Genomic DNA, 18,572 nt, shown 5'->3' with positions numbered 1-18,572 from the left:
TACAACGGTCATTAAATCTCCTTGATGGCGGCAGTGTCCTGCCAAATGACCGTTTACACAATATTATTTACACCCTCCGCAGACCGGGCAGAGCATTACATTTCCCGCTCCTGGCACAGTCGTATTTGGCACGGTCTCAACAGTGCCTTTGTTGGCGGCGGCCACTTCAAACTTGCCCGTAAGCTATCAAGCAACCCCGTCGACGATTTGTATCATGTCCGGCGCGAGTGCCGTGGCGATTCAAGGCGCCGGCCTGTGCAATATCGTAGCAAGCCAGGACGGGAATGGCTCTTATACTGCCGCAACCGCCGTCCCGCAGGTGCTCACCATAGCGAAAGCATCGCAAAATTTCAGCTTTGCTGCCATTACTGGAAAGATCTACGGCGACCCAGCAGTGACCATGTCGGCGACCAGTACGCTCTCTCCTATCACGTTCACTAGCTCCGGGCCTTGTAGCGTGTCCGGAACTCGCCTGAGCTTGAATGGTGCTGGTACCTGTAACGTCACAGCGTCGCAGGCGGGAAACGGCAACTATAATCCCGCGTCTCAGACAAATGTTGTGAATATCGCCAAGGCATCGCAATCCATCAGTTTCGGCAGCATTTCGGGTAAGGCGGTCGGCGCGCCACCATTTACGATCAGCGCCAGCGCGTATCCGGGTTTGTCGGTCAGCTTCAGTACTAGCAGTTCTGCGTGCTCGGTCAACGGCACGACCGTCACAATCAACGGCCCCGGCCAGTGCGACATCACCGCCAGTCAAGGCGGCAATGCCAATGTCAACGCCGCATCAGCGGTGACGCAATCCTTCTCCGTCGCCGCTGTGACCCAGACGATTACGTTTGATGGGCTGGCGACACATACCTACGGCGACGGCGCGTTCCCCGTCTCCGCCTATGCCACGTCGGGCATGACCGTCACCTTTTCTTCGCTGACCGGTGGTGTGTGTTCAGTAGCTAATGGCATGGTAACGATCCTTACCGGAGGTAGCTGCACGATTGCAGCAAATCAGAGCGGCGGGGGATCCTATGCTTCGGCGCAACAGGTTACCCAGACTTTTACCGTATTACAGAAAGCACAGACGATCAATTTTGCAGCGTTGCCCCCCAAGTTGCTGAGCGCTGCCAGCTTTATCGCCTCGGCCAGTGCGGATTCGAATCTGCCGGTCACGCTTACCTCGTCCACCACCAATGTTTGCACGGTGAATGCTACATCCCCTGCAACGGTGACGCTGCAGGCCATCGGCCAGTGCGCGATCGTCGCGAGCCAGCTAGGCGACGGCAAATACAAGCAGGCAAGCCAAGTGACCCAAACGACCATGGTCGTTGCCTCGGCTGGTGCGCCGTTGGGCGCCGAATTCCTTGATCAGACGGTCCCAATCACGATGCGCGCCAACCAGCCATACACGGTGACGGTCCGCATGATCAATACCGGGACCACTACGTGGACTGCTGCGACTACATTCCGCTTGGGATTTTTCTTTAAGCCGCAGGACAGCCGGCTGTTCAGTTCAACCGCACGGGCATACTTGACCGGGCCAGTGCCGTCGGGGGAAGTGGCTACCTTCTCCATCCCGATCACCGCGCCATCGAAACCCGATAACTATGCCTTCCAGTGGAAAATGGTGAAGGACGACTTCGCCTGGTTTGGACCACCGACGCAAGTAGTGAACATCGCTGTAGTGTCCGGTAGCGGTCCCAGCGCGCTGCTGGCGGTGACGCCGACCAATGCGCGGATGAAGGGCAGCACGCCGGTGACGCTGAGCTTTAGCGGCAGCGGCAGCGAAACCGGACACATCGTCCGCCAGTTGGATCTGCTGCGGGATAGCGGCAGTGGCTTTGCGGCGACGCCAATCAGCACCGTAACGGGTAGCGACACCTCGCTGGCACTGAGCTTTACCGCGCCAGCATCGGCCGGCAGCTACAAATTCAAGCTGCGCAGCACCGACGATCAAGGCGTTCAAACCGATTCCGACATCGTGCCGGTCAATGTCAGCGCCGAGAGCAGCACGCTGCTGGGCAGCGTAACTGGCGTGCGCCAGGATGCGGCCGGCAAGCCGCAACTGGTGGGCTGGGTTTGCCAGAAGGGCAGTGCCCAGCAACTGAGCTACGAGGTGCTGCTCGACTATCCGAGCCGCGACATCGGCGCCGAATTTTTGGAGGGCGCAGAAACCGTCCGGGTCGCCGATCTCGCCACCGAGGCGGACAACTCCGCAGTGCAGTCCACTTGCGCGACACCTGGCACGGCGCACCATTTTAACGTTGACCTGAGCCCATATACAGGTACCAAGGCTGGCCGCGCCATGTATGTGCGCGTGCTCGACAGCGGGAAGTCGCCAATCGCGACCTTGCCTTGCGACGACAACAGCTGCACGGTTCCAGGCAGTCTGCGCCTGGCGCTGAGCACACCTAAAGATGGCCAGCAGATCATCGGGCCGTCAACGGTGTTCGTGCGTACCCAGCTAAGCGGTGGCAGCGGCCCGTATGACGAGGTGGCACTGAGCGTAGATGGCAACTGGGTGTTGGCTAACCCGGATGGCGCAGTTGACGCGTTCTCGGTCACCACCGCGCAGTTGGATGTGCGTTCGGCGCCGTATGCGATACAAGCGCGCGTCCGCAAGGGCAACATGACTCTGTACTCACAAGCGAGCCTCATCACGATGGCGTCCGGCGCGGCGCCAACGGTGGTGCTGGATGCAGGCCTGGATGGATTGACCATAGGCAGTCCGAGCGACCTGGTGCTGACTGCGACTACCAGCGGCGTGACCACAGGATTTAGCGTGAAGTTCTTCGCTGGCGCGCAACAGGTAACGACCGGTGTTGCCAGCGGCAGCACATGGCGTGGCACCTGGACCAATATCGCGGCGAACAAGTACGTGGTAACGGCGCAGCTGTATAACGGCAATGGGCAATTGGTGGCGACATCCCCGCCTGCCACGATCACCGCCGGCTATACGGCCACGCCGAGCGATTCGACGCCTCTGCCGGTGGCGATCACGCCGCCGCATCTGGGCAACGCCGATGCCGGCACCTTGCCGGGCAGCCTGAGCGTTACGCCGGCCGGCGCCGCAGCCTACAGCCTGCCGATCGTGGTGCCGCCCGGTACCGCCGGCATGCAGCCATCGCTGTCGCTGGACTACAACAGCTCCGCGCCGAACGGCACGGTGGGCCTGGGCTGGAGCCTGGGTGGCTTGTCCAGCATCCACCGCTGCGGCAAGACCATTGCGCAGGACGGCGTCAACGGCCGTATCAGCTTTGACAATGCAGACCGTCTGTGCCTGGATGGCAAGCGGCTGGTACTGGCCAATGTGGCACTGAGCGACAGCAGCTATTGGGCGGACAATGCCGAATTCCGGACCGAGCTGGACGAGTTCAGCCGCATCACGGCGGTGGTCGCGAACGGCAAGCGCAGCTTCCGGGTAGAACTGAAAAACGGCCGCGTGATGACCTATGGCAGCACGGCCGACAGCTATGTGAATCCGATTCTGGGAACCCCTAATTCTGGCCTGGCGACCAGCAGCATCCCGCCGGTCAAGAATGGTGCGCAGTCGTGGGCGCTGGACCGTATCGCTGACCCGATGGGCAACTACATCAAGTTCAGTTATGAGCAGGATGCGAATACTGGCGAGCACCATCCGATTTTCCTGCGTTACGGCGCCTCCGGCCTGCCATCGCATGCGGCGGTGGCGCTGGTCTATGAGGCGCGCAACGATGCCTGGACGCGTTATATTGATGAGACGCGCAACGATCTGCGCAAGCGCGTCAGCCACATCAAGACCTACGTCGGCAGCAACCTCGATGGTGACCCGGTCGCCAACGGCAGCGCGATGCGTGACTATGCGTTGAGCTATGAGTACAGCCCGACCAGCGGCCGCAGCATGCTGAACCAGGTGCAAGCGTCGGCGCGCAATCCGGCCACTGGCGTCATGGACAGCATGCCAGCGACCACGTTTAATTGGGGCAAGCCCGATCCGTCCAAGCAGCCGGGATTTGCCAGCAAGGGTTATTGGTCCGGCGGGCCGATCCTGACGACGTACAAGACGGTTAACGGCATCACCAACGCCGCCGACCATGCCGACTATTTCGCCTTCAGCGACTTCGAGCATCACGGCTTTACCGACGTCCTGGAAAAGCGCGTCGCTTCGCTGTTTACGAATACACCGGGGGCGACTAACGACGCCAATCCGAATCCGCCAGGCACGCTCCAGCAGTCCTACCGCTATTTCCACAATACCGGCACCGGCTTTACACAATATAACTACAAGCTCAATACCGGCGACGCCTTTGTGGTGCTCGATGTCGGCGATTTCGATGGCGATGGTGCGCTTGATTTATTGGTGTCAAGTACCAGCAGTGGCGCGCAGATTTGCTTGTCACCGTTGGGGCGGGCTGGTGCGCTGGGTGCGCCAGGTTCGACCATCGTATTTAACTGCGATCCGGCGCGTTCGGCGGCGGGCGGCAACCAGGTCGGCCATGAGCCCTATGTTGTCGATATACTTGGGGATGGCCGTTCCGCCGTGTACGGGCCAACCAATATCAATGGCTGGGCTTACTTCTGCATGCAGACCTCGCCGTGCGTGCAAGACCCATCGCCGCCGAATGTATTGGGTGGAAAAATGCTCGATGACGGCACGTCGGACTTCAGCCTGCGCTCTTATGTCAGCCTTCAGCAGATGGTCGACTTCGCCGGCATCGGCAAGCCTTACGATGTACGCTGGAGCAATCCGCATTCCGTCGAATATGTCTACGTCGACAATGAACAGCATTACTGGCCGCATTGGGAAAATCTTGCCCCGACCGTGACGATGAATAACTTCAGGCTGCCTGGAAGCACGTCTACCGCAGGCAATATGGTGCCATTTGTGTACCCGGACTTCCCGTCACCACCACCTACCTCGGTGATTCCGCCCTATGAGTTCGATAAGCCAGAGGACGTTTCGGGCTTGAGCGGCGATTTCAACGGTTCCGGCTACAACGGCCTGGCGTTTGGCTTCCTGGATGTCAGCTATGTCAACGGGGTCAAGATCTACAACCGTGCCGAGATGACCTTGTGCCTTTCGACCGGGCGCGCGCTGGACTGCCACGTGCGCAAGAAATACAGCGGCAACCAGTACGGCACCGTGGCTGCGGTGGGTAACTTTATCGGTGACGGCCAGCCGTCGATTTTAGTGTACCCGCTGACATATGCTGCGGGCGTCAGCCCGACAGCCGCCGGCGGCACTAAGATATGTAGCGTGTATAGCGACGACACCACAAGCGACGCTAACGACGCCGGCATTAATTGCGTTCCATGGAACATCACCGGGTCGTCGCTTGCCGGGCGGCTATACGACAAGAGGATGTACGTGGACTTGCAGGGCACCGGCCGGATACAGATGTTGTATTACCACAGCGGCGGTGTCTCCGCCGGCAATGTCTGGCAGGAGGATGGTCGCTGGGAGCTCTTCGAGCCGGTCGACCTGGCGGTGGCGGGCCAGGCACTGGACCGTATTCATCAAGTCAAGAACGGCCTGGGCGCGAAGTCCACGGTGACCTACGTGGACGGTTTGGCCAGTGGCGTAGTTACAATGCCCAACAGTGTGGCGCTGGCCTATCCGCAGCATCTGGCGGGCAGTCCGGGCAAGGTGGTGCAACGCATCAGCCATGAAAACGGCGTGGCTGGGAGTCGTTCGACGACCTACGCTTATCAGGACGCCGCATTCGACGTCGCGGGTCGGGGCGCTCTCGGCTATGCCCAGGTATCCAGCACCGACGAACAGACCGGGATTGTGACGACCTCGACCTACGGCCTGGTCTGGCCCTACACCGACAATGCCTTGACGACCACGGTGAGCAGCGGCGGCATCGCGCTGTCGAGCACGGTCAACACGCTGAGCGTGAAGAACATCGCCCAGGCGAACGGCGCCAGCACGGCCTTCGTCTATGCTTCCAACAGCAAGCTGTGCCGCAAGGACCTGGACGGCAGTGACCTCGGTTGCAGCTCTACGGATCTGGGGTACGACAACTGGGGCAACCAGCTGTCGCAGACAACGACCTACAGCGTGGGCGGCATCGACAGCGGCTTTGTGAACCGGACCGACAGCAGTTTCAAACCGTGCTCGGCGAATTGGATGCCATCCCTGCCTTTGCAGGTCAGCACGACCCGGACCGACTCGGTCAGCGGCACCTTGACGCGGACGATGGGGTATGACCACGACTGCGCGACTGGACTGATGAAAACGTCGACGGTGGAGCCGAGTGGTGGCAGCCTGACGGTGGTGACCACCTATGGCCGCACCAACGCGTTCGGCCTGGTCAACACCACGACACAAAGCTGGAGCAATCCGACCATTGGGAGCACGCTGTCGCGCACCGTGTCGGACGTGACCTACGATGCCAACGGCCGCTATCCATTGATCGTGAAGAACGCCCTGGGCCATACGGAAAACTATACCTACGAAGCGGGTACCGGCGCCAGGAAGACAGCCCTGGACATCAACGGCCTGAGCACCAGCTGGATCTCCGATGGCTTCGGGCGCGTCACGAAGGAGGTGCGCCCTGACGGCAATGAAGTCCGTTCCTATCTCAAGCAATGCGCCGCCGATTGCCCGGCCCAGGCGACGATGGCACGTGTCATCGACACCCTACACGGCAGCAATCGTATCGCCGTGCCGGCGATCAGCTACAGCGACTCCGTGGGCCACGTGCTGCGCACGTTGAGCTGGGGATTCGACGGCAGGGCGGTCAATGCCGACCAGCGGTACGATTCGCTGGGGCGCCTGTATGAAACCGACCAGCCGCATTTTGATGGCGCCAGGGCGTTCCTGGCCAGCCGGCTGGAATATGACATTCTGAACCGCGTCATCCGCAGTTCGGTGATGGACGAGGCCGGGACGTTGAAAACCACGCGCAACGACTATTCGGGATTCGCAACGGTGGTGACCAATGCGCTCACGCAAAGCCGTACCGAGACGCGCAACGTACTGGGGCAGCTCATCCAGGTCAAGGACCCGAATAACAAGCTGACGAAGTTTGGCTACGAACCATTCGGGGCACTGAATAACACGATCGATCCCAACGGGAATGTGATCAAGGTCAGTTATGACCTCTGGGGTCGCAAGACGCAGTTGCAGGACCCTGACCTGGGCACGATCGATTACGGCGTTGACCCGCTCGGGAGGACCTATCAGCAAGTTACGCCGAAGCTGCGTCCGCGCTTGCAGGCTGGCGGGACCTTACCTGGCATATTAATGTCATATGATGATCTGGATCGGATGACTGTTCGATCGGCGCCTGACCTGAATAGCTTTTGGGTGTATGACGGCGCCGCCAACGGCAAGGGCAAGCTGCAGGAAGCCTATACAACGATGGGGACGGTCAAAGACTACGACCGCACCCATACCTACGACAGCCTGGGCCGGCCGTTGACGACATCGCAGAGCTTGCAGCTGATCAGCTACACGTCCCAAAACGTCTACGACGCATGGGGCCGACCTATTCAGCAGGTGTACCAGCGCGGCACGGACGCGGCCAAGAAGTTCGACATCCGGTACAACAACATGGGCTATATGGTGCGCCTGGAGCGCGGCAGCCAAGTCCTGTGGAAAGTGACGAAACAGGACGCGGCTGCCAGGGCGAACGGTATACTACTGGGAAACGGCTTGTCGCAGTCGCGTACCTTCAACGATTACACGGGCCACCTGAGCGGCACCAGTCTGACGACATCGGCCTCGGTCGAGCATCTGTCGGAAGGTTATACTTATGATGTGCTGGGCAACGTGGGGACGCGCGATCAGTATTGGGACGGCGTAGGCTTCCATGAATCGTTCGAATATGACACATTGAACCGCCTTTGGACCAGTACGGTCTTTGGCCAGCCCAAGCAGACCTTTACCTATGACGACGCCGGCAACATGCTCAGCAAGACCGGGGTTGGAAGCGGCGCCTATGCTTATCCTCTCCAAGGAGCGACGGCGGTTCAGCCACACGCGGTACAAAACATCACGGGCCTCACCGGCAGTTTTGTATATGACAAAAATGGCAACTTGACTAGTAGTCCGAGTTGTGCAGGTTGTCCGGCACGTTCCGCGACCTGGACCAGCTTCGACATGCCGCTCAAGATGGCCAAGGGAACGACTACGGCGAACTTCGTCTACGGGCCGGAACACCAGCGCACGCGTCAGGACCGCAGCGACGGCAGTTCGGTGATTTATGCCGGCGCGCAGGAAGTGGAAAGCAAGGGCGGTCAGGTGACGGTGAAGACCTACTGGCCATTCAGCGTGGGTGTAGAAATGGACCGTCCGGGCGCGACGGCAAGTGAGCTGAACTGGACGCATCTGGACCGTCTCGGCAGTCCGGTGGCGATGACGGACGACAAGGGCAACCTGCGCGAGAAGTTCGCCTACGATGCCTGGGGCAAGCGGCGCACGCTGGATGGCGTCTCGACACCTGACACGCTGGATGGACAGACCGACAACCGCGGCTTTACCGGCCACGAGATGCTGGACCAACTGGATTTGGTGCACATGAATGGTCGGGTATATGATCCGTTTGTGGGTAAGTTCCTGTCGGGGGATCCGCTAATTCAAGATCCATTAAATGGCCAGAACTATAATCGTTATAGCTATGTGCTGAATAACCCAACGAACCTTATTGATCCAACGGGATTTGCTTCCCAGAGTGTGGAGATTTTGGGTAGCCTCCAGGAAAGTAGATTGGCGAATGAAGCGGGATTATTCGCACTACAGAACAGTGTTGGAAATGTCAGGGTTACAGTACAGCCATTAAACCTGGTTGGAAAGTTACCTCCTAAACTTGGCACTAGAATTCCACAACGTTTTCAATTTACGGCGTATCAAATTTCAGTTGAGGATGAATCGGCAAACAGAAGTAGCCCATCCGGTCCATTGCTAGGACCTAACGGCGGCTTTTGCGATGCAGGCTGCGGAGAGTCAGCTCCAAGAGTAGGGGATCAGTTGGCTTGGGCATCTCAGAAAGGTTTTTATGTCCATCAGGATGCCGGTTCTGATGTCTTTGGCAAAGATATTGGCAAGGACAATCTAAAGGCAGTCGATGAAGGGCACGAATGGGCGGATTCCGCAGCTCATCAGTCGGCCCAATACACATATATTCATGCAATGAGAAATCCTAGCCAGACCGTCGATCAGGCGAGAGATGCATCCAATCAGTTCGTCCAAAATGCTGCTTCAATGGCATTGGATGCTAAAGCGGGCGGTGACTTGCATAAGGCGTACTTCTGGTTTGGCGTGGCATTGCATACGATGCAAGATTCAACTTCTCCGTCCCATCAAGGTTTTCAATTGTGGACTGGCAACGAAACCAAGATGGAAGTGTTTACCCATGTTCGGAATGAGATGCTCAAGCCTTCTTCGAACAGCGATCTCTATCAGGTAACCAGGCAAGCATGGAAATCCTTCCAGAACAATGATTTAAGCGGATTTGGAGTCAAATGAATATGGCTAGGGTAATGTTTTTCATCAGCGCTATATTTTTCTGTACCAGCGCGCTGGCTGTTGGTGATCCGGCAGTGGTTTTGTCATTTCTTGGTGAAGTGTTAGTGTTGGCATTCGCGACAGTTTACATATTGGCCGTAAAGACTCAATGGAAGAGAAAAGCTAAAGCATTATTTTCCATTTTGTTCGGAGCTGCGGGGATCGTCGTCGTTGCCAATATACCTAGCTATGAAAAATATGCGGGATGGCTCGACGCAGCATCGTTAATTGGAGTTGTGACCTCCATCTTAGTGGCGCTTTTTTTACTACGTCCTCGCCATGCGTCCTTGTTAAAAGAGCGGGATTCTGAACAGAGCTAGGAGTACTAGTCTTTTACAAGCACGGCTGATTCGGCAAACACTGCAGGCGGCAACACCAATGGCAATGGCGGTAACGGCAGCAACGGCGGGAAAACTCCAGATCCATGCGCGGGACAAGATAGCTGTTCAGTAGGTGGCGTTCCGACTGTTGTGGTGAGGCCTCCTGAAAAGCAGTTGATGAGGGATCTGGATCGGGAAAATCGGTCGTTTGCTACTACTGGATGTTTTGGTGGTGGACAAATTTGCTTTGGGCCTGGGACGATTGGTTCTATTACCGCCAAGGGGTTGGGCTGGCAAAACCCACTATACAAGGCTGCAGTTAACCTGTTCAAGAATTCCGAACTGTCCAACGCAGGGCGGGCGTTGACCAAGCATCCTGAACTGATTGGGGAAACGAAAGAGACGCTGCGGCAGACTTTGCGAACAGATGGCGCTATAAATGATGCAGCGCATACTGCATTAAAAGAAATCATGCGAGATGGAGTGACGACGACCCCGACACTTGGTCGGTATGGAACTGTAACTCAGATTCAGACTCCAGGTGGTTTTGGCGCTCGTTGGGCATCTGACGGCAGCTTTATCGGTTTCATTAATCCATAAGGACTACAAGTATGGCGAACTCTGAAATTTATCGATGGCGGAAAACTACGGACATCAATCGCGAGCACGCCCTCTTTGAGTTGCTGAAGGGTGAGGTTCAGTTACTGGATGTCGGATTCACGGATGAAGGGATTTTTGAAGTTGCTTTCAACCCGAGTATTGGTGGCAAGGTGATGGAATTGGAGGTGCTTTTGAGTCTACTTGACCAAGGTAAAGTTCTCGCAGAGAGTGATCGGTAATTCAGCAAGAATTAACTCGACGCGCGACGCGCGCGACGGGTTCGGTTCCGGCATTCGGACGCGGACTCGGCCGTAGTTGGTTGGAGCGACCCAATCAGTCGCTGCGCGATCCCGCCAGCCGCGCGCGGATAGCAAGGGCCACGTTTGGTTCGTTCGCGGGCTACAGGGCGCGCGCCTTGTGGCGCTTGCCGCCGCGCTGCGCCGGCAGTCAGGCCAACTACAGCAAAGGCACAGCCGCTGCGGGGGAAATCGGCGCTGCGCGCCGATGTTCACATAACGCGTCATTCCACAAAGTCGTCCCAGTCGTTGCGCTGTGCTCCACTTGGTAGGGCGACCGCTGCGCGCCCTGCGGGTTCGCGGAACGAGGCGTTATGTCTTGCGCCCCTGCGCGTCTGCCAGGCCATCATGTGCGCCTTGCGGGCGCAGCAAGCGGTCAGCGTTACGGCGTGCGCGCCGTCGGCGCTTACGGTCGCGCGCTGCCGTCAGCCAGGGGGAAAGCACAAGCCAGTCAGGTGCACACGGCGCGCTGCGGCGCCCGCGCCTTCGCTTGCCGCCGTAGAGCCATGCGCTGTCGCGCATGTCGTTCCGCAGGCGCATTGCTGCGCAACGCGAAACCCCTGCTACACCTTCGCCGTTAGTCAGGTCGAACGCAACCCCAACCCCGAGTCGCTATGCTACGCGGCCTTGACCGAACCGGCGCCGCCGGCGATGCGGCAATCATGGAAATATTGTTTATATCGTTTATATTATTAATAAAAGAGCCGTCCCCAACCCGCTGCCGATGGCGTGGGTGATGGGTGCGGCGTTCTCTTTAGCGGCTAAGAAGGTCAGCCCGGTCAACTACTCAAGTTGCTGACCATCTTGCGGGTCTGGTACTTCATGATCATGCCGTCGAGCAGGGCCTTGATGATGCGGTGTCCTTCGTCCGGCATCATGCTCACGGCCTCGAACTGCAAGGCCAGGTCGTCGGACGGCCCGCGCTCGGTCTCGTCGAACACCAGCATATCCAAACTCACGCACGGGGGCTTGGCCAGGCAAGCCATTCGATAGCGTCGAGGACGCACGCAAATGGACGCGACGGTTTGTGCAGTGGTACAACCACCAGCACAAGCATAGCGGCTTGAAATTCGTGACACCTGCACAGCGCCATCATGGCCAGGCACCAGAGATTCCACGACGCCGCGAGCAGGTCTACGAGGCCGCGAAACAACGCCGACCGGAGCGATGGTCCGGCGCTACAAGAAACTGGAATCTGAAGGATGAAGTCTGGCTAAATCCTGAACGGGATCAGCCGGAAATACCAAAGCAAGTCGCATAACTTTACGCGACATCTTTGTTGACAATTACCGAAGTTGCAACGGTTTGATTGCCAAAAAAGAAAATTTGTGGACTTTGCACACTTTCCACGGCATAATTTTAGTTAATTGATAATTTGATTGCCAGTCAACATTCCGCCTTGGAATGGCAGTTGCCCCCGCTAGTCGTAAATTGGGTGGCAGTCGTCGCCCTCCCGCAGCCGCTGTGCTATCACCAACACCTAGTGGCTTCCTAAGCAAACCTTCATGATTTCGGCGCTCTTTCCTTTTTGTCGCTTTCATGCGCTCCGCCTGTTCCGGGCTCATCCTCTTATCGTTGCGGGCTGCGTGGCGTCGCTGTTGCTGTTGATCGCCTCTCTGGCACTGCTGGCTCAAGAAGTCCAGGCGACGAAGTTGGCCAACGGCCAGTTGGATGAACTGCGTCGCGTCGCGTCCCGGCCCGTCGTGGTCGAACCGACGGCCGGCAATCAGCCGGCGGCACCGACGTTGCCATGGTTCCAGAGCTCGGACCTGGTCGCCCAATTCAACCGTGTGGCGGAAGAGAGCAAGCTGCCGCTGGATGAAATCGGCTACATGCTGGAGGAAGGGGCAAACCGCCCCTATCTGCGTTACCGGGTCACGATAACGGTGGCCGCCAGCTATCCGGCGATCCGCCAGTTCGTCGGCAATGTGACGTCGACCATGACGCACGTGGATCTGGACAGCATCAGCTGCACCCGCGCCGATATCGTGGTTGCGCCACTAACGTGCGAGCTGGCGTTCTCGGCTTATTTCAGGGCGGAAGCGCATGGATAAGGCGGCCCGCATCCGTTGGGCGATCTTGCTGACTGTGTTGGCGGCTACGTTCGCGGCGGTATTCTATCCCGCTGCGGATGGCGCGGTCACCGAGGTGTCCGCCGCCGCACAGCGTCAGCCTGCTGCCCCGACCGCGCTGGTGAGCGTGGTGGACGATGCGGCCATCGCCGATACCGAAGAGGCCGGTGACGTGGATCCCTTCGCCCCGCGCGGCTGGCAGGCGCCCCCGCCACCGGCGCCACCACCGCCACCGGCTCCGCTGATTGTGGCGGCAGTGGACCTGACGCCGCCCGGACCGCCCGAATTACCGTTCCGTTTTGTCGGCAGCATGAATGACAACGTGGAGCAGGTGGTGTATCTGGCGCGCGGTGACCAGGCCTTTGTCGCCCGCACCGGCGAGGTGCTCGACACACAGTACAAGGTGGTGGCGATCAATCCGAAGCAAATTGAATTTGAATATCTTCCCACCGGCGCCAAGCAGGCGCTGGTTTTTCCCGCACGCGACAACTAATCCATGACCCGATTCTTCCAGCGTTTCCCTTTCCGACTGGCGGTAAGCCTGATCTGTACGGCTTTTCTGGCCGGCTGCGCCGCCGAGCGTCATCACCGCGACGGCATGGCGGCCATGGAGGCGCATAACTATCCGAAGGCGGTCGCGGAACTGGTGCAGGCCGCTGAATTGAAACCCAAGGATGTGGAGTACCGCAATGACTGGTTGCGTGCCAGGGAAAACGCGACTGGCAAGCTGTTGGCAGGCGCTGCGGCTTCGGCGGCCGAAGGGAAGGTCGCCGAGGCCGAGCAGTCCTATCGCGCGATCTTGCAATTCGACCGGGACAACGCGCGGGCATTGGCGGGAATAGAAGCGCTTGCCAGCGGCGCGCGGGCGGCGGACGATGCGGCGCAGGCGCGCGCCGCCTTCAAACAGGGCGATGTGGCGACAGCGTCCGAGTTGGTGGCACGTGCGTTAAAGAATGTGCCGGGCCAGCCGGAGGCGAAAGCGGTGCGCCGCGATATCGAAGCGCTGGAGGCACAAGAGATGCTGGTGACGCCGACCCTGGGCGGCAGCTACAAAAAGCCGATCAATCTGGAATTCCGTGACGCCAGCATCAAGATGGTGTTTGACGCGCTGTCGCGCACGACCGGCATCAATTTTATCTTCGACCGGGATGTCAAGAGCGACCTGCGCACCACGGTGTTCCTGAAGCAGACCAAGCTGGATGATGCGATCGACGTCATCCTGTCGACGGCCCAGCTGGACAAGAAGATACTCAACGCCAGCAGCGTGCTGATCTACCCGAACACACCGGCCAAGACACGCGAATACCAGGACTTGATGGTGAAGGCTTTCTACCTGTCCAATGTGGAAGCCAAGCAGGCGGCCAACATGCTCAAGACCGTGCTGAAGCTGAAGGATATCTACGTCGACGATAAATACAATTTGCTGGTGTTGCGCGAGAGTCCTGAGTCGATCGCGTTGGCCGAGAAGCTGATTGCGCTACAGGACCTGGAAGAGCCCGAGGTGATGCTGGATGTCGAGGTGCTGGAGATTAATCGCTCCCGCCTGCTGAACCTGGGCATCCAGTGGACCAACCAGTTCACGGTGACGCCGCTGGCGGTCACGACGACCGGCACCGGTTCAACCGGTACTGGCAGCAACGGCTCCGGGACGGTCGGCACGTCGTCGATGAAGTTGAGCGACCTGAAATCGCTCAACTCCTCGGTACTCGGCATTACGCCGCCGAGCGCGACCGTCAGTGTGCAGAAGACCGATGGCGATGCCAATCTGCTGGCCAACCCGCGCATCCGCGTGCGCGACCGCGAAAAGGCCAAGATCCTGATCGGCGACAAGGTGCCGGTGGTGACTACCACCAGCAGCGGTACTTTCGTGACCGAGAACATTCAATATCTGGACGTGGGCCTGAAACTTGAGGTCGAGCCGGACATTCATTTGCGCGATGAGATCGGCCTGAAGCTGTCGCTGGAGGTGAGCTCGCTGGTGTCGTCGATCAAGACCAATAACGGCTCGCAAGCCTACCAGATCGGCACACGCAACGTGAACACCGCGCTGCGCCTGAAGGATGGCGAAACCCAGATACTGGCCGGCCTGATCAACGACGAGGACCGCTCGTCGGCCAACCGCATCCCGTTGCTGGGTGACTTGCCCGTGCTGGGCCGACTGTTCGGCAGCCAGAACGACAACCGGCAAAAGACCGAGATCGTACTGTCGATTACGCCTCACCTGATACGCAACATCCAGCGCAAGAGCGCCGCCGCCGAATCGTTCTGGTCCGGCACGGAGGCCAGCCTGCGCAATCGGCCTTTGCAGTTGCGCAGTTTCGATCCCGCAGCCGATCAGGCGTCCGCAGCCGGCGCTCCACGCAATGCGGCGCCGGCTGCCGGATCTGCCAACGTTGCTGGTGCACCGGTGATGTCGGCGCCGGGATCGGCGAACGCGCCTACGTTGACCTGGGCAGGACCGGCCGGCGCCCGTGTCGGCGAGACCGTGACGTTGACGTTGAACATGGACAGTCATGAACTGCTGCGCGCGACGTCGCTGCAACTGGCGTTCGATCCAGCGGAGCTGGAGATACTGGCGGTGGACGAGGGCGACTATTTCGTCAAGGGGGGCGCCAGCACCTTCAGCAAGGCGATCGATGCGGCCAGTGGACGCGTGTCGATCGGCGCGGGCGTCGCCAACGGCTCCGGCGCCAAGGGCGCTGGCCGGGTGCTGACGGTGATGGTGAAAGCGCGCGCGCCCGGCAACGGCAATGGCGTTGCCGTCATCGCCATGACGCCGATCGGCGGTGAGCGGGCGGTCGGCCGGCCCGGCCTGCCGTTGGCCCATCCCTTGCAGGTGACCCGATGACGAGAATCTTGCGCGGCGCAAGGGGGATGTTCGGCTTCAGCCTGATCGAGTTGTTGGCTGCGTCTGCGATCCTGGGTCTGTTGGCAACGGTTGCCGTGCCGTTTGTCGAGACCTCCATCAAGCGCCAAAAGGAACAGGCATTGCGGATCGCGCTGCGCGATATCCGTCAGGGTATCGACGCCTACAAAAAAGCGGTGGTTGATGGAAGCATCAAACTGGCCGACGTGGATGCCAGCGGCTACCCGGCCACGCTGACCGACTTGGTGGCTGGCGCTGCCAACGCGAAGAATGGCGGCAAGCCGCTGTATTTTTTGCGGCGCATCCCGCGCGATCCTTTCAGCGCGGATGTATCGACTGCGGCAGTCGATACCTGGGGGCTGCGCAGTTTTGCGTCGTCGGACAAGAACCCGGCCAAGGGCAAGGATGTGTTCGACGTCTATTCGACATCGGGCGGAACCGGCTTGAACGGCGTGCCGTACCGGGAGTGGTGACCATGCGCGCAAGCAAAGGGTTCACTATGATCGAATTGTTGGTGACGCTGGCGATCATCGGCATGCTGGTGTCGCTGGCCGCGCCGCGCTACTTCGGTAATATCGACCGGGCCAGGGAGGATGTGTTGCGCGAGGATCTGTACATCATGCGTAGCGCGATCGACCATTTCTATAGCGACCACAATGTCTATCCGGCCAAGCTGGACGATCTGGTGACGGAAAAATATCTGCGTAGCCTGCCGATCGATCCCTATACACAAAGCGCGCACAGTTGGTTCCCTGTTCCGCCGACCGACGCCTCCCTGGGCGGTGTTGCTGATGTGAGGAGCAACGCCACGGATATCGGGCGCGATGGCACGCCGGTGAAGGGCTGGTGAAGCATGCAGCGACAACAAGGATTTAGCTACGTGGTGGTGATGTTCCTGGTCGCCGTGCTGTCCATTGTGTCGGTGCGGGCGCTGGAGAACACGCTGACCACCGAGCGCCGCGACAAGGAAGCCCAGTTGCTGATGGTCGGCCAGACCTACGCGGACGCCATCGCCGCCTACTACAACGGCTCGCAGGGGACGCAGAAGCGCTTTCCCCAAAAGCCGGACGACTTGTTGTTGGACGAGCGTGCCAACAGCATCGTCCGGCCGCTGCGCAAGTTGTACCGCGATCCGATCACCGGCTCCAAGGCATGGGGCTATGTCCGCAGCGGCGACGACCTGATCGGCGTGTATTCGCTGTCGACCTTGAAACCGCTCAAGCGCGACCAGTTTCCCGCCCAGCAGGCCAGCTTCAAGAATGCGGCCAGCTACCAGGATTGGAAGTTCGTCTATGTTCCGCGGTAAGGGCGCCGGTTTTACGCTGCTGGAACTACTGGTGGTGATTGTGATCATCGGCCTACTGGCTGCGTTCGTGGGCCCCCAGTATTTTGCCCAACTGGAGCGCTCCAAGGCCCAGATCACCCGCGCCCAGATCGACGCCATGGACAAGGGGCTGATCCAGTACCGCATCGATACCGGCCACTATCCGGCGCAGGAGCTGGGGCTGGTGGCCCTGTTTGCGCCGCCGCCCAACGAGGCCCTGTGGCGCGGCCCGTATCTGAAAAACGCCTTGCCGCAGGATGGCTGGGGCCGGGCCTATGTGTACAAGCTGCCCGGCAGCAATGATCGCGACTTCGAGGTGATCTCCTACGGTAGCGACGGTGTGCCCGGTGGCGAGGGTAACGCGGCCGATATCACCAACTGGCAATAGACAAGGATGAGCATGCAGTTTCGCGCCAAAGTATTGAACCAGCAGATGGTGGTCGATCACATTGAGGTGGACGCTTCCAGCGAGGCGGAGGCGCGCTGTTTTGTGGCGTCGTCGGGGGCCAGGGTGTTGGACCTGCGGCCCGTGCGCGCCGGGCTGAAGCGGTCATCGCGGCCCAAGAAATTCAATTTGAGCGTGTTCAACCAGCAGCTGCATTCGCTGCTGGACGCCGGCCAGACGGTGGTGGAAGCGATCGAGGTGCTGGGCCAGAACGACCGGCGCGGCCGCCACCGGGCGATCTACGACACCCTGCTGCAAGGGCTCAAACAGGGCAACCAGTTGTCGGACGCGATGGCGATGCTACCGTCGGTGTTTTCACCGCTGTATATCGCCATGGTGCGCGCCAGCGAGACCACTGGCACCGTGCGGGCGGCGATCCGCCGCTTCATGCTGTACCAGCGCCAGGTCGACGACATACGCGGCAAGATCGCGGCGGCGGCGACTTACCCAGCCATCCTGCTGAGTGTCGGCTTCCTGGTGATCAGTTTCTTGCTGTTGTATGTGCTGCCGCGATTTAGCGCCGTTTATGACGACGCCGGTCCTAGCCGGCATGGCGAGGCGGGTTTTGTGCAGCTATGGGGTGGCTTCGTGCGCAACAATACGGTGCTGGCCTGGTCGGGCGTGATCGTCGCCGCCGCCGCCGTGCTGGCGGTGGTGCTGCATCCGGCCTTACGCGCCTTGGCTTATCGTAAATTGCTGGCCTTGCCGTGGCTAGGCGAGCGGGTGCTGGTGCTGCAACTGGCGCGCCTGTACCGCACGCTGGGGATGCTGCTGCGCAGCGGCGTCAGCGTGTTGTCGGCCATGCGGATGACGCAGGCTTCGATGCCGGTCACCATGCACGCCGATTTGACTGCGGCGGTGCTGGCGGTGAGCCAAGGGCAGGCCATGTCCAAGGTGATGAGCGAGTATAACCTCAGCACCGAGGTGGCGCAGCGGCTGTTGCTGGCGGGCGAGTCGTCCGGCAATCTGGACGAGATGATGGAGCGCATCGCCGACTTCTACGACGAGGAAACTGCGATCTGGATCGATACCGCCGGCCGTCTGATCGAGCCAATACTGATGCTGGCTATCGGCGCCGTGGTGGGCGCCATCGTGTTGATGTTGTACAGCCCGATCTTTGACCTGGCCAATATCGTTTGATTTTATTTTTTAGCCTTTACCT

Annotated in this window: 13 protein-coding genes and 1 pseudogene; 13 read left to right on the top strand and 1 reads right to left on the bottom strand. The window is 59.6% G+C overall.

Annotated features, from left to right (window positions below; all coding sequences use genetic code 11):
* The first annotated feature begins 214 nt into the window (after window positions 1-214).
* The 4 genes from AC07OK_RS17315 to AC07OK_RS17300 all read left to right on the top strand — a co-directional run bounded on the left by AC07OK_RS17315 (window position 215) and on the right by AC07OK_RS17300 (window position 10,646).
* Complete coding sequence (locus AC07OK_RS17315) at window positions 215-9,448, top strand: RHS repeat-associated core domain-containing protein (RefSeq protein WP_494691468.1); 9,234 nt, start codon at window positions 215-217, stop codon at window positions 9,446-9,448.
* A gap of 14 nt (window positions 9,449-9,462) precedes the next feature.
* Entirely contained in the window at window positions 9,463-9,807 is a 345-nt protein-coding gene (locus AC07OK_RS17310; RefSeq protein WP_494691467.1) for a hypothetical protein, read from the top strand.
* A gap of 177 nt (window positions 9,808-9,984) precedes the next feature.
* Complete coding sequence (locus AC07OK_RS17305; protein WP_494691466.1) at window positions 9,985-10,407, top strand: tRNase toxin domain-containing protein; 423 nt, start codon at window positions 9,985-9,987, stop codon at window positions 10,405-10,407.
* 11 nt (window positions 10,408-10,418) lie between these two features.
* Window positions 10,419-10,646 (top strand): hypothetical protein, encoded by a 228-nt coding sequence (locus AC07OK_RS17300; RefSeq protein ID WP_494691465.1) that lies wholly within the window; start codon window positions 10,419-10,421, stop codon window positions 10,644-10,646.
* Between the two features lie 836 nt (window positions 10,647-11,482).
* On the opposite strand, the gene AC07OK_RS17295 is transcribed toward AC07OK_RS17300, so the two are convergent.
* Complete coding sequence (locus tag AC07OK_RS17295; protein WP_494691464.1) at window positions 11,483-11,662, bottom strand: hypothetical protein; 180 nt, start codon at window positions 11,660-11,662, stop codon at window positions 11,483-11,485.
* Window positions 11,663-11,691: 29 nt separating this feature from the next.
* On the opposite strand from AC07OK_RS17295, the pseudogene AC07OK_RS17290 reads away from it, so the two are divergent.
* The 9 genes and pseudogenes from AC07OK_RS17290 to AC07OK_RS17250 all read left to right on the top strand — a co-directional run.
* Window positions 11,692-11,964, top strand: a pseudogene (locus tag AC07OK_RS17290) (integrase core domain-containing protein); the annotation flags it as partial.
* Between the two features lie 244 nt (window positions 11,965-12,208).
* On the top strand, window positions 12,209-12,757 hold the full coding sequence (locus AC07OK_RS17285) for a hypothetical protein (RefSeq protein WP_494691463.1): 549 nt from the start codon (window positions 12,209-12,211) through the stop codon (window positions 12,755-12,757).
* On the top strand, window positions 12,750-13,268 hold the full coding sequence (locus AC07OK_RS17280) for a hypothetical protein (RefSeq protein WP_494691462.1): 519 nt from the start codon (window positions 12,750-12,752) through the stop codon (window positions 13,266-13,268). The genes AC07OK_RS17285 and AC07OK_RS17280 overlap by 8 nt, the downstream gene beginning before the upstream one ends.
* A gap of 3 nt (window positions 13,269-13,271) precedes the next feature.
* Window positions 13,272-15,623 carry a secretin GspD/PilQ domain-containing protein gene (locus AC07OK_RS17275; RefSeq protein ID WP_494691461.1) on the top strand — a complete coding sequence of 784 codons (2,352 nt, stop codon included), beginning with the start codon at window positions 13,272-13,274 and terminating at the stop codon, window positions 15,621-15,623.
* Window positions 15,620-16,114 carry a type II secretion system protein gene (locus tag AC07OK_RS17270; RefSeq protein WP_494691460.1) on the top strand — a complete coding sequence of 165 codons (495 nt, stop codon included), beginning with the start codon at window positions 15,620-15,622 and terminating at the stop codon, window positions 16,112-16,114. Before AC07OK_RS17275 ends, AC07OK_RS17270 begins: the two co-directional genes overlap by 4 nt.
* Before the next feature lie 2 nt (window positions 16,115-16,116).
* A complete protein-coding gene (locus tag AC07OK_RS17265; protein ID WP_494691459.1) occupies window positions 16,117-16,491 on the top strand; it encodes a type II secretion system protein in 375 nt (124 codons plus the stop codon).
* Between the two features lie 3 nt (window positions 16,492-16,494).
* The gene (locus AC07OK_RS17260) at window positions 16,495-16,947 is read left to right on the top strand and encodes a type II secretion system protein (protein ID WP_494691458.1); all 453 of its coding nucleotides are present in this window, start codon (window positions 16,495-16,497) and stop codon (window positions 16,945-16,947) included.
* On the top strand, window positions 16,934-17,353 hold the full coding sequence (gene gspG / locus AC07OK_RS17255) for a type II secretion system major pseudopilin GspG (RefSeq protein WP_494691457.1): 420 nt from the start codon (window positions 16,934-16,936) through the stop codon (window positions 17,351-17,353). The genes AC07OK_RS17260 and gspG overlap by 14 nt, the downstream gene beginning before the upstream one ends.
* A 12-nt stretch (window positions 17,354-17,365) precedes the next feature.
* Window positions 17,366-18,550 (top strand): type II secretion system F family protein, encoded by a 1,185-nt coding sequence (locus AC07OK_RS17250; RefSeq protein ID WP_494691456.1) that lies wholly within the window; start codon window positions 17,366-17,368, stop codon window positions 18,548-18,550.
* Window positions 18,551-18,572 lie beyond the last annotated feature (22 nt).

The sequence above is a fragment of the Duganella sp. GW821-FHT07G03 genome (assembly GCF_059418605.1).
This window is presented reverse-complemented; position numbering and strand designations above follow the sequence as displayed.

What these genes read in the sequence shown, in the direction of transcription:
- AC07OK_RS17315 (WP_494691468.1), top strand. Translation starts at nt 215, where the DNA reads ATGTCCGGCGCGAGTGCCGTGGCGATTCAAGGCGCCGGCCTGTGCAAT.
- AC07OK_RS17310 (WP_494691467.1), top strand. Translation starts at nt 9,463, where the DNA reads ATGTTTTTCATCAGCGCTATATTTTTCTGTACCAGCGCGCTGGCTGTT.
- AC07OK_RS17305 (WP_494691466.1), top strand. Translation starts at nt 9,985, where the DNA reads ATGAGGGATCTGGATCGGGAAAATCGGTCGTTTGCTACTACTGGATGT.
- AC07OK_RS17300 (WP_494691465.1), top strand. Translation starts at nt 10,419, where the DNA reads ATGGCGAACTCTGAAATTTATCGATGGCGGAAAACTACGGACATCAAT.
- AC07OK_RS17285 (WP_494691463.1), top strand. Translation starts at nt 12,209, where the DNA reads ATGATTTCGGCGCTCTTTCCTTTTTGTCGCTTTCATGCGCTCCGCCTG.
- AC07OK_RS17280 (WP_494691462.1), top strand. Translation starts at nt 12,750, where the DNA reads ATGGATAAGGCGGCCCGCATCCGTTGGGCGATCTTGCTGACTGTGTTG.
- AC07OK_RS17275 (WP_494691461.1), top strand. Translation starts at nt 13,272, where the DNA reads ATGACCCGATTCTTCCAGCGTTTCCCTTTCCGACTGGCGGTAAGCCTG.
- AC07OK_RS17270 (WP_494691460.1), top strand. Translation starts at nt 15,620, where the DNA reads ATGACGAGAATCTTGCGCGGCGCAAGGGGGATGTTCGGCTTCAGCCTG.
- AC07OK_RS17265 (WP_494691459.1), top strand. Translation starts at nt 16,117, where the DNA reads ATGCGCGCAAGCAAAGGGTTCACTATGATCGAATTGTTGGTGACGCTG.
- AC07OK_RS17260 (WP_494691458.1), top strand. Translation starts at nt 16,495, where the DNA reads ATGCAGCGACAACAAGGATTTAGCTACGTGGTGGTGATGTTCCTGGTC.
- gspG (WP_494691457.1), top strand. Translation starts at nt 16,934, where the DNA reads ATGTTCCGCGGTAAGGGCGCCGGTTTTACGCTGCTGGAACTACTGGTG.
- AC07OK_RS17250 (WP_494691456.1), top strand. Translation starts at nt 17,366, where the DNA reads ATGCAGTTTCGCGCCAAAGTATTGAACCAGCAGATGGTGGTCGATCAC.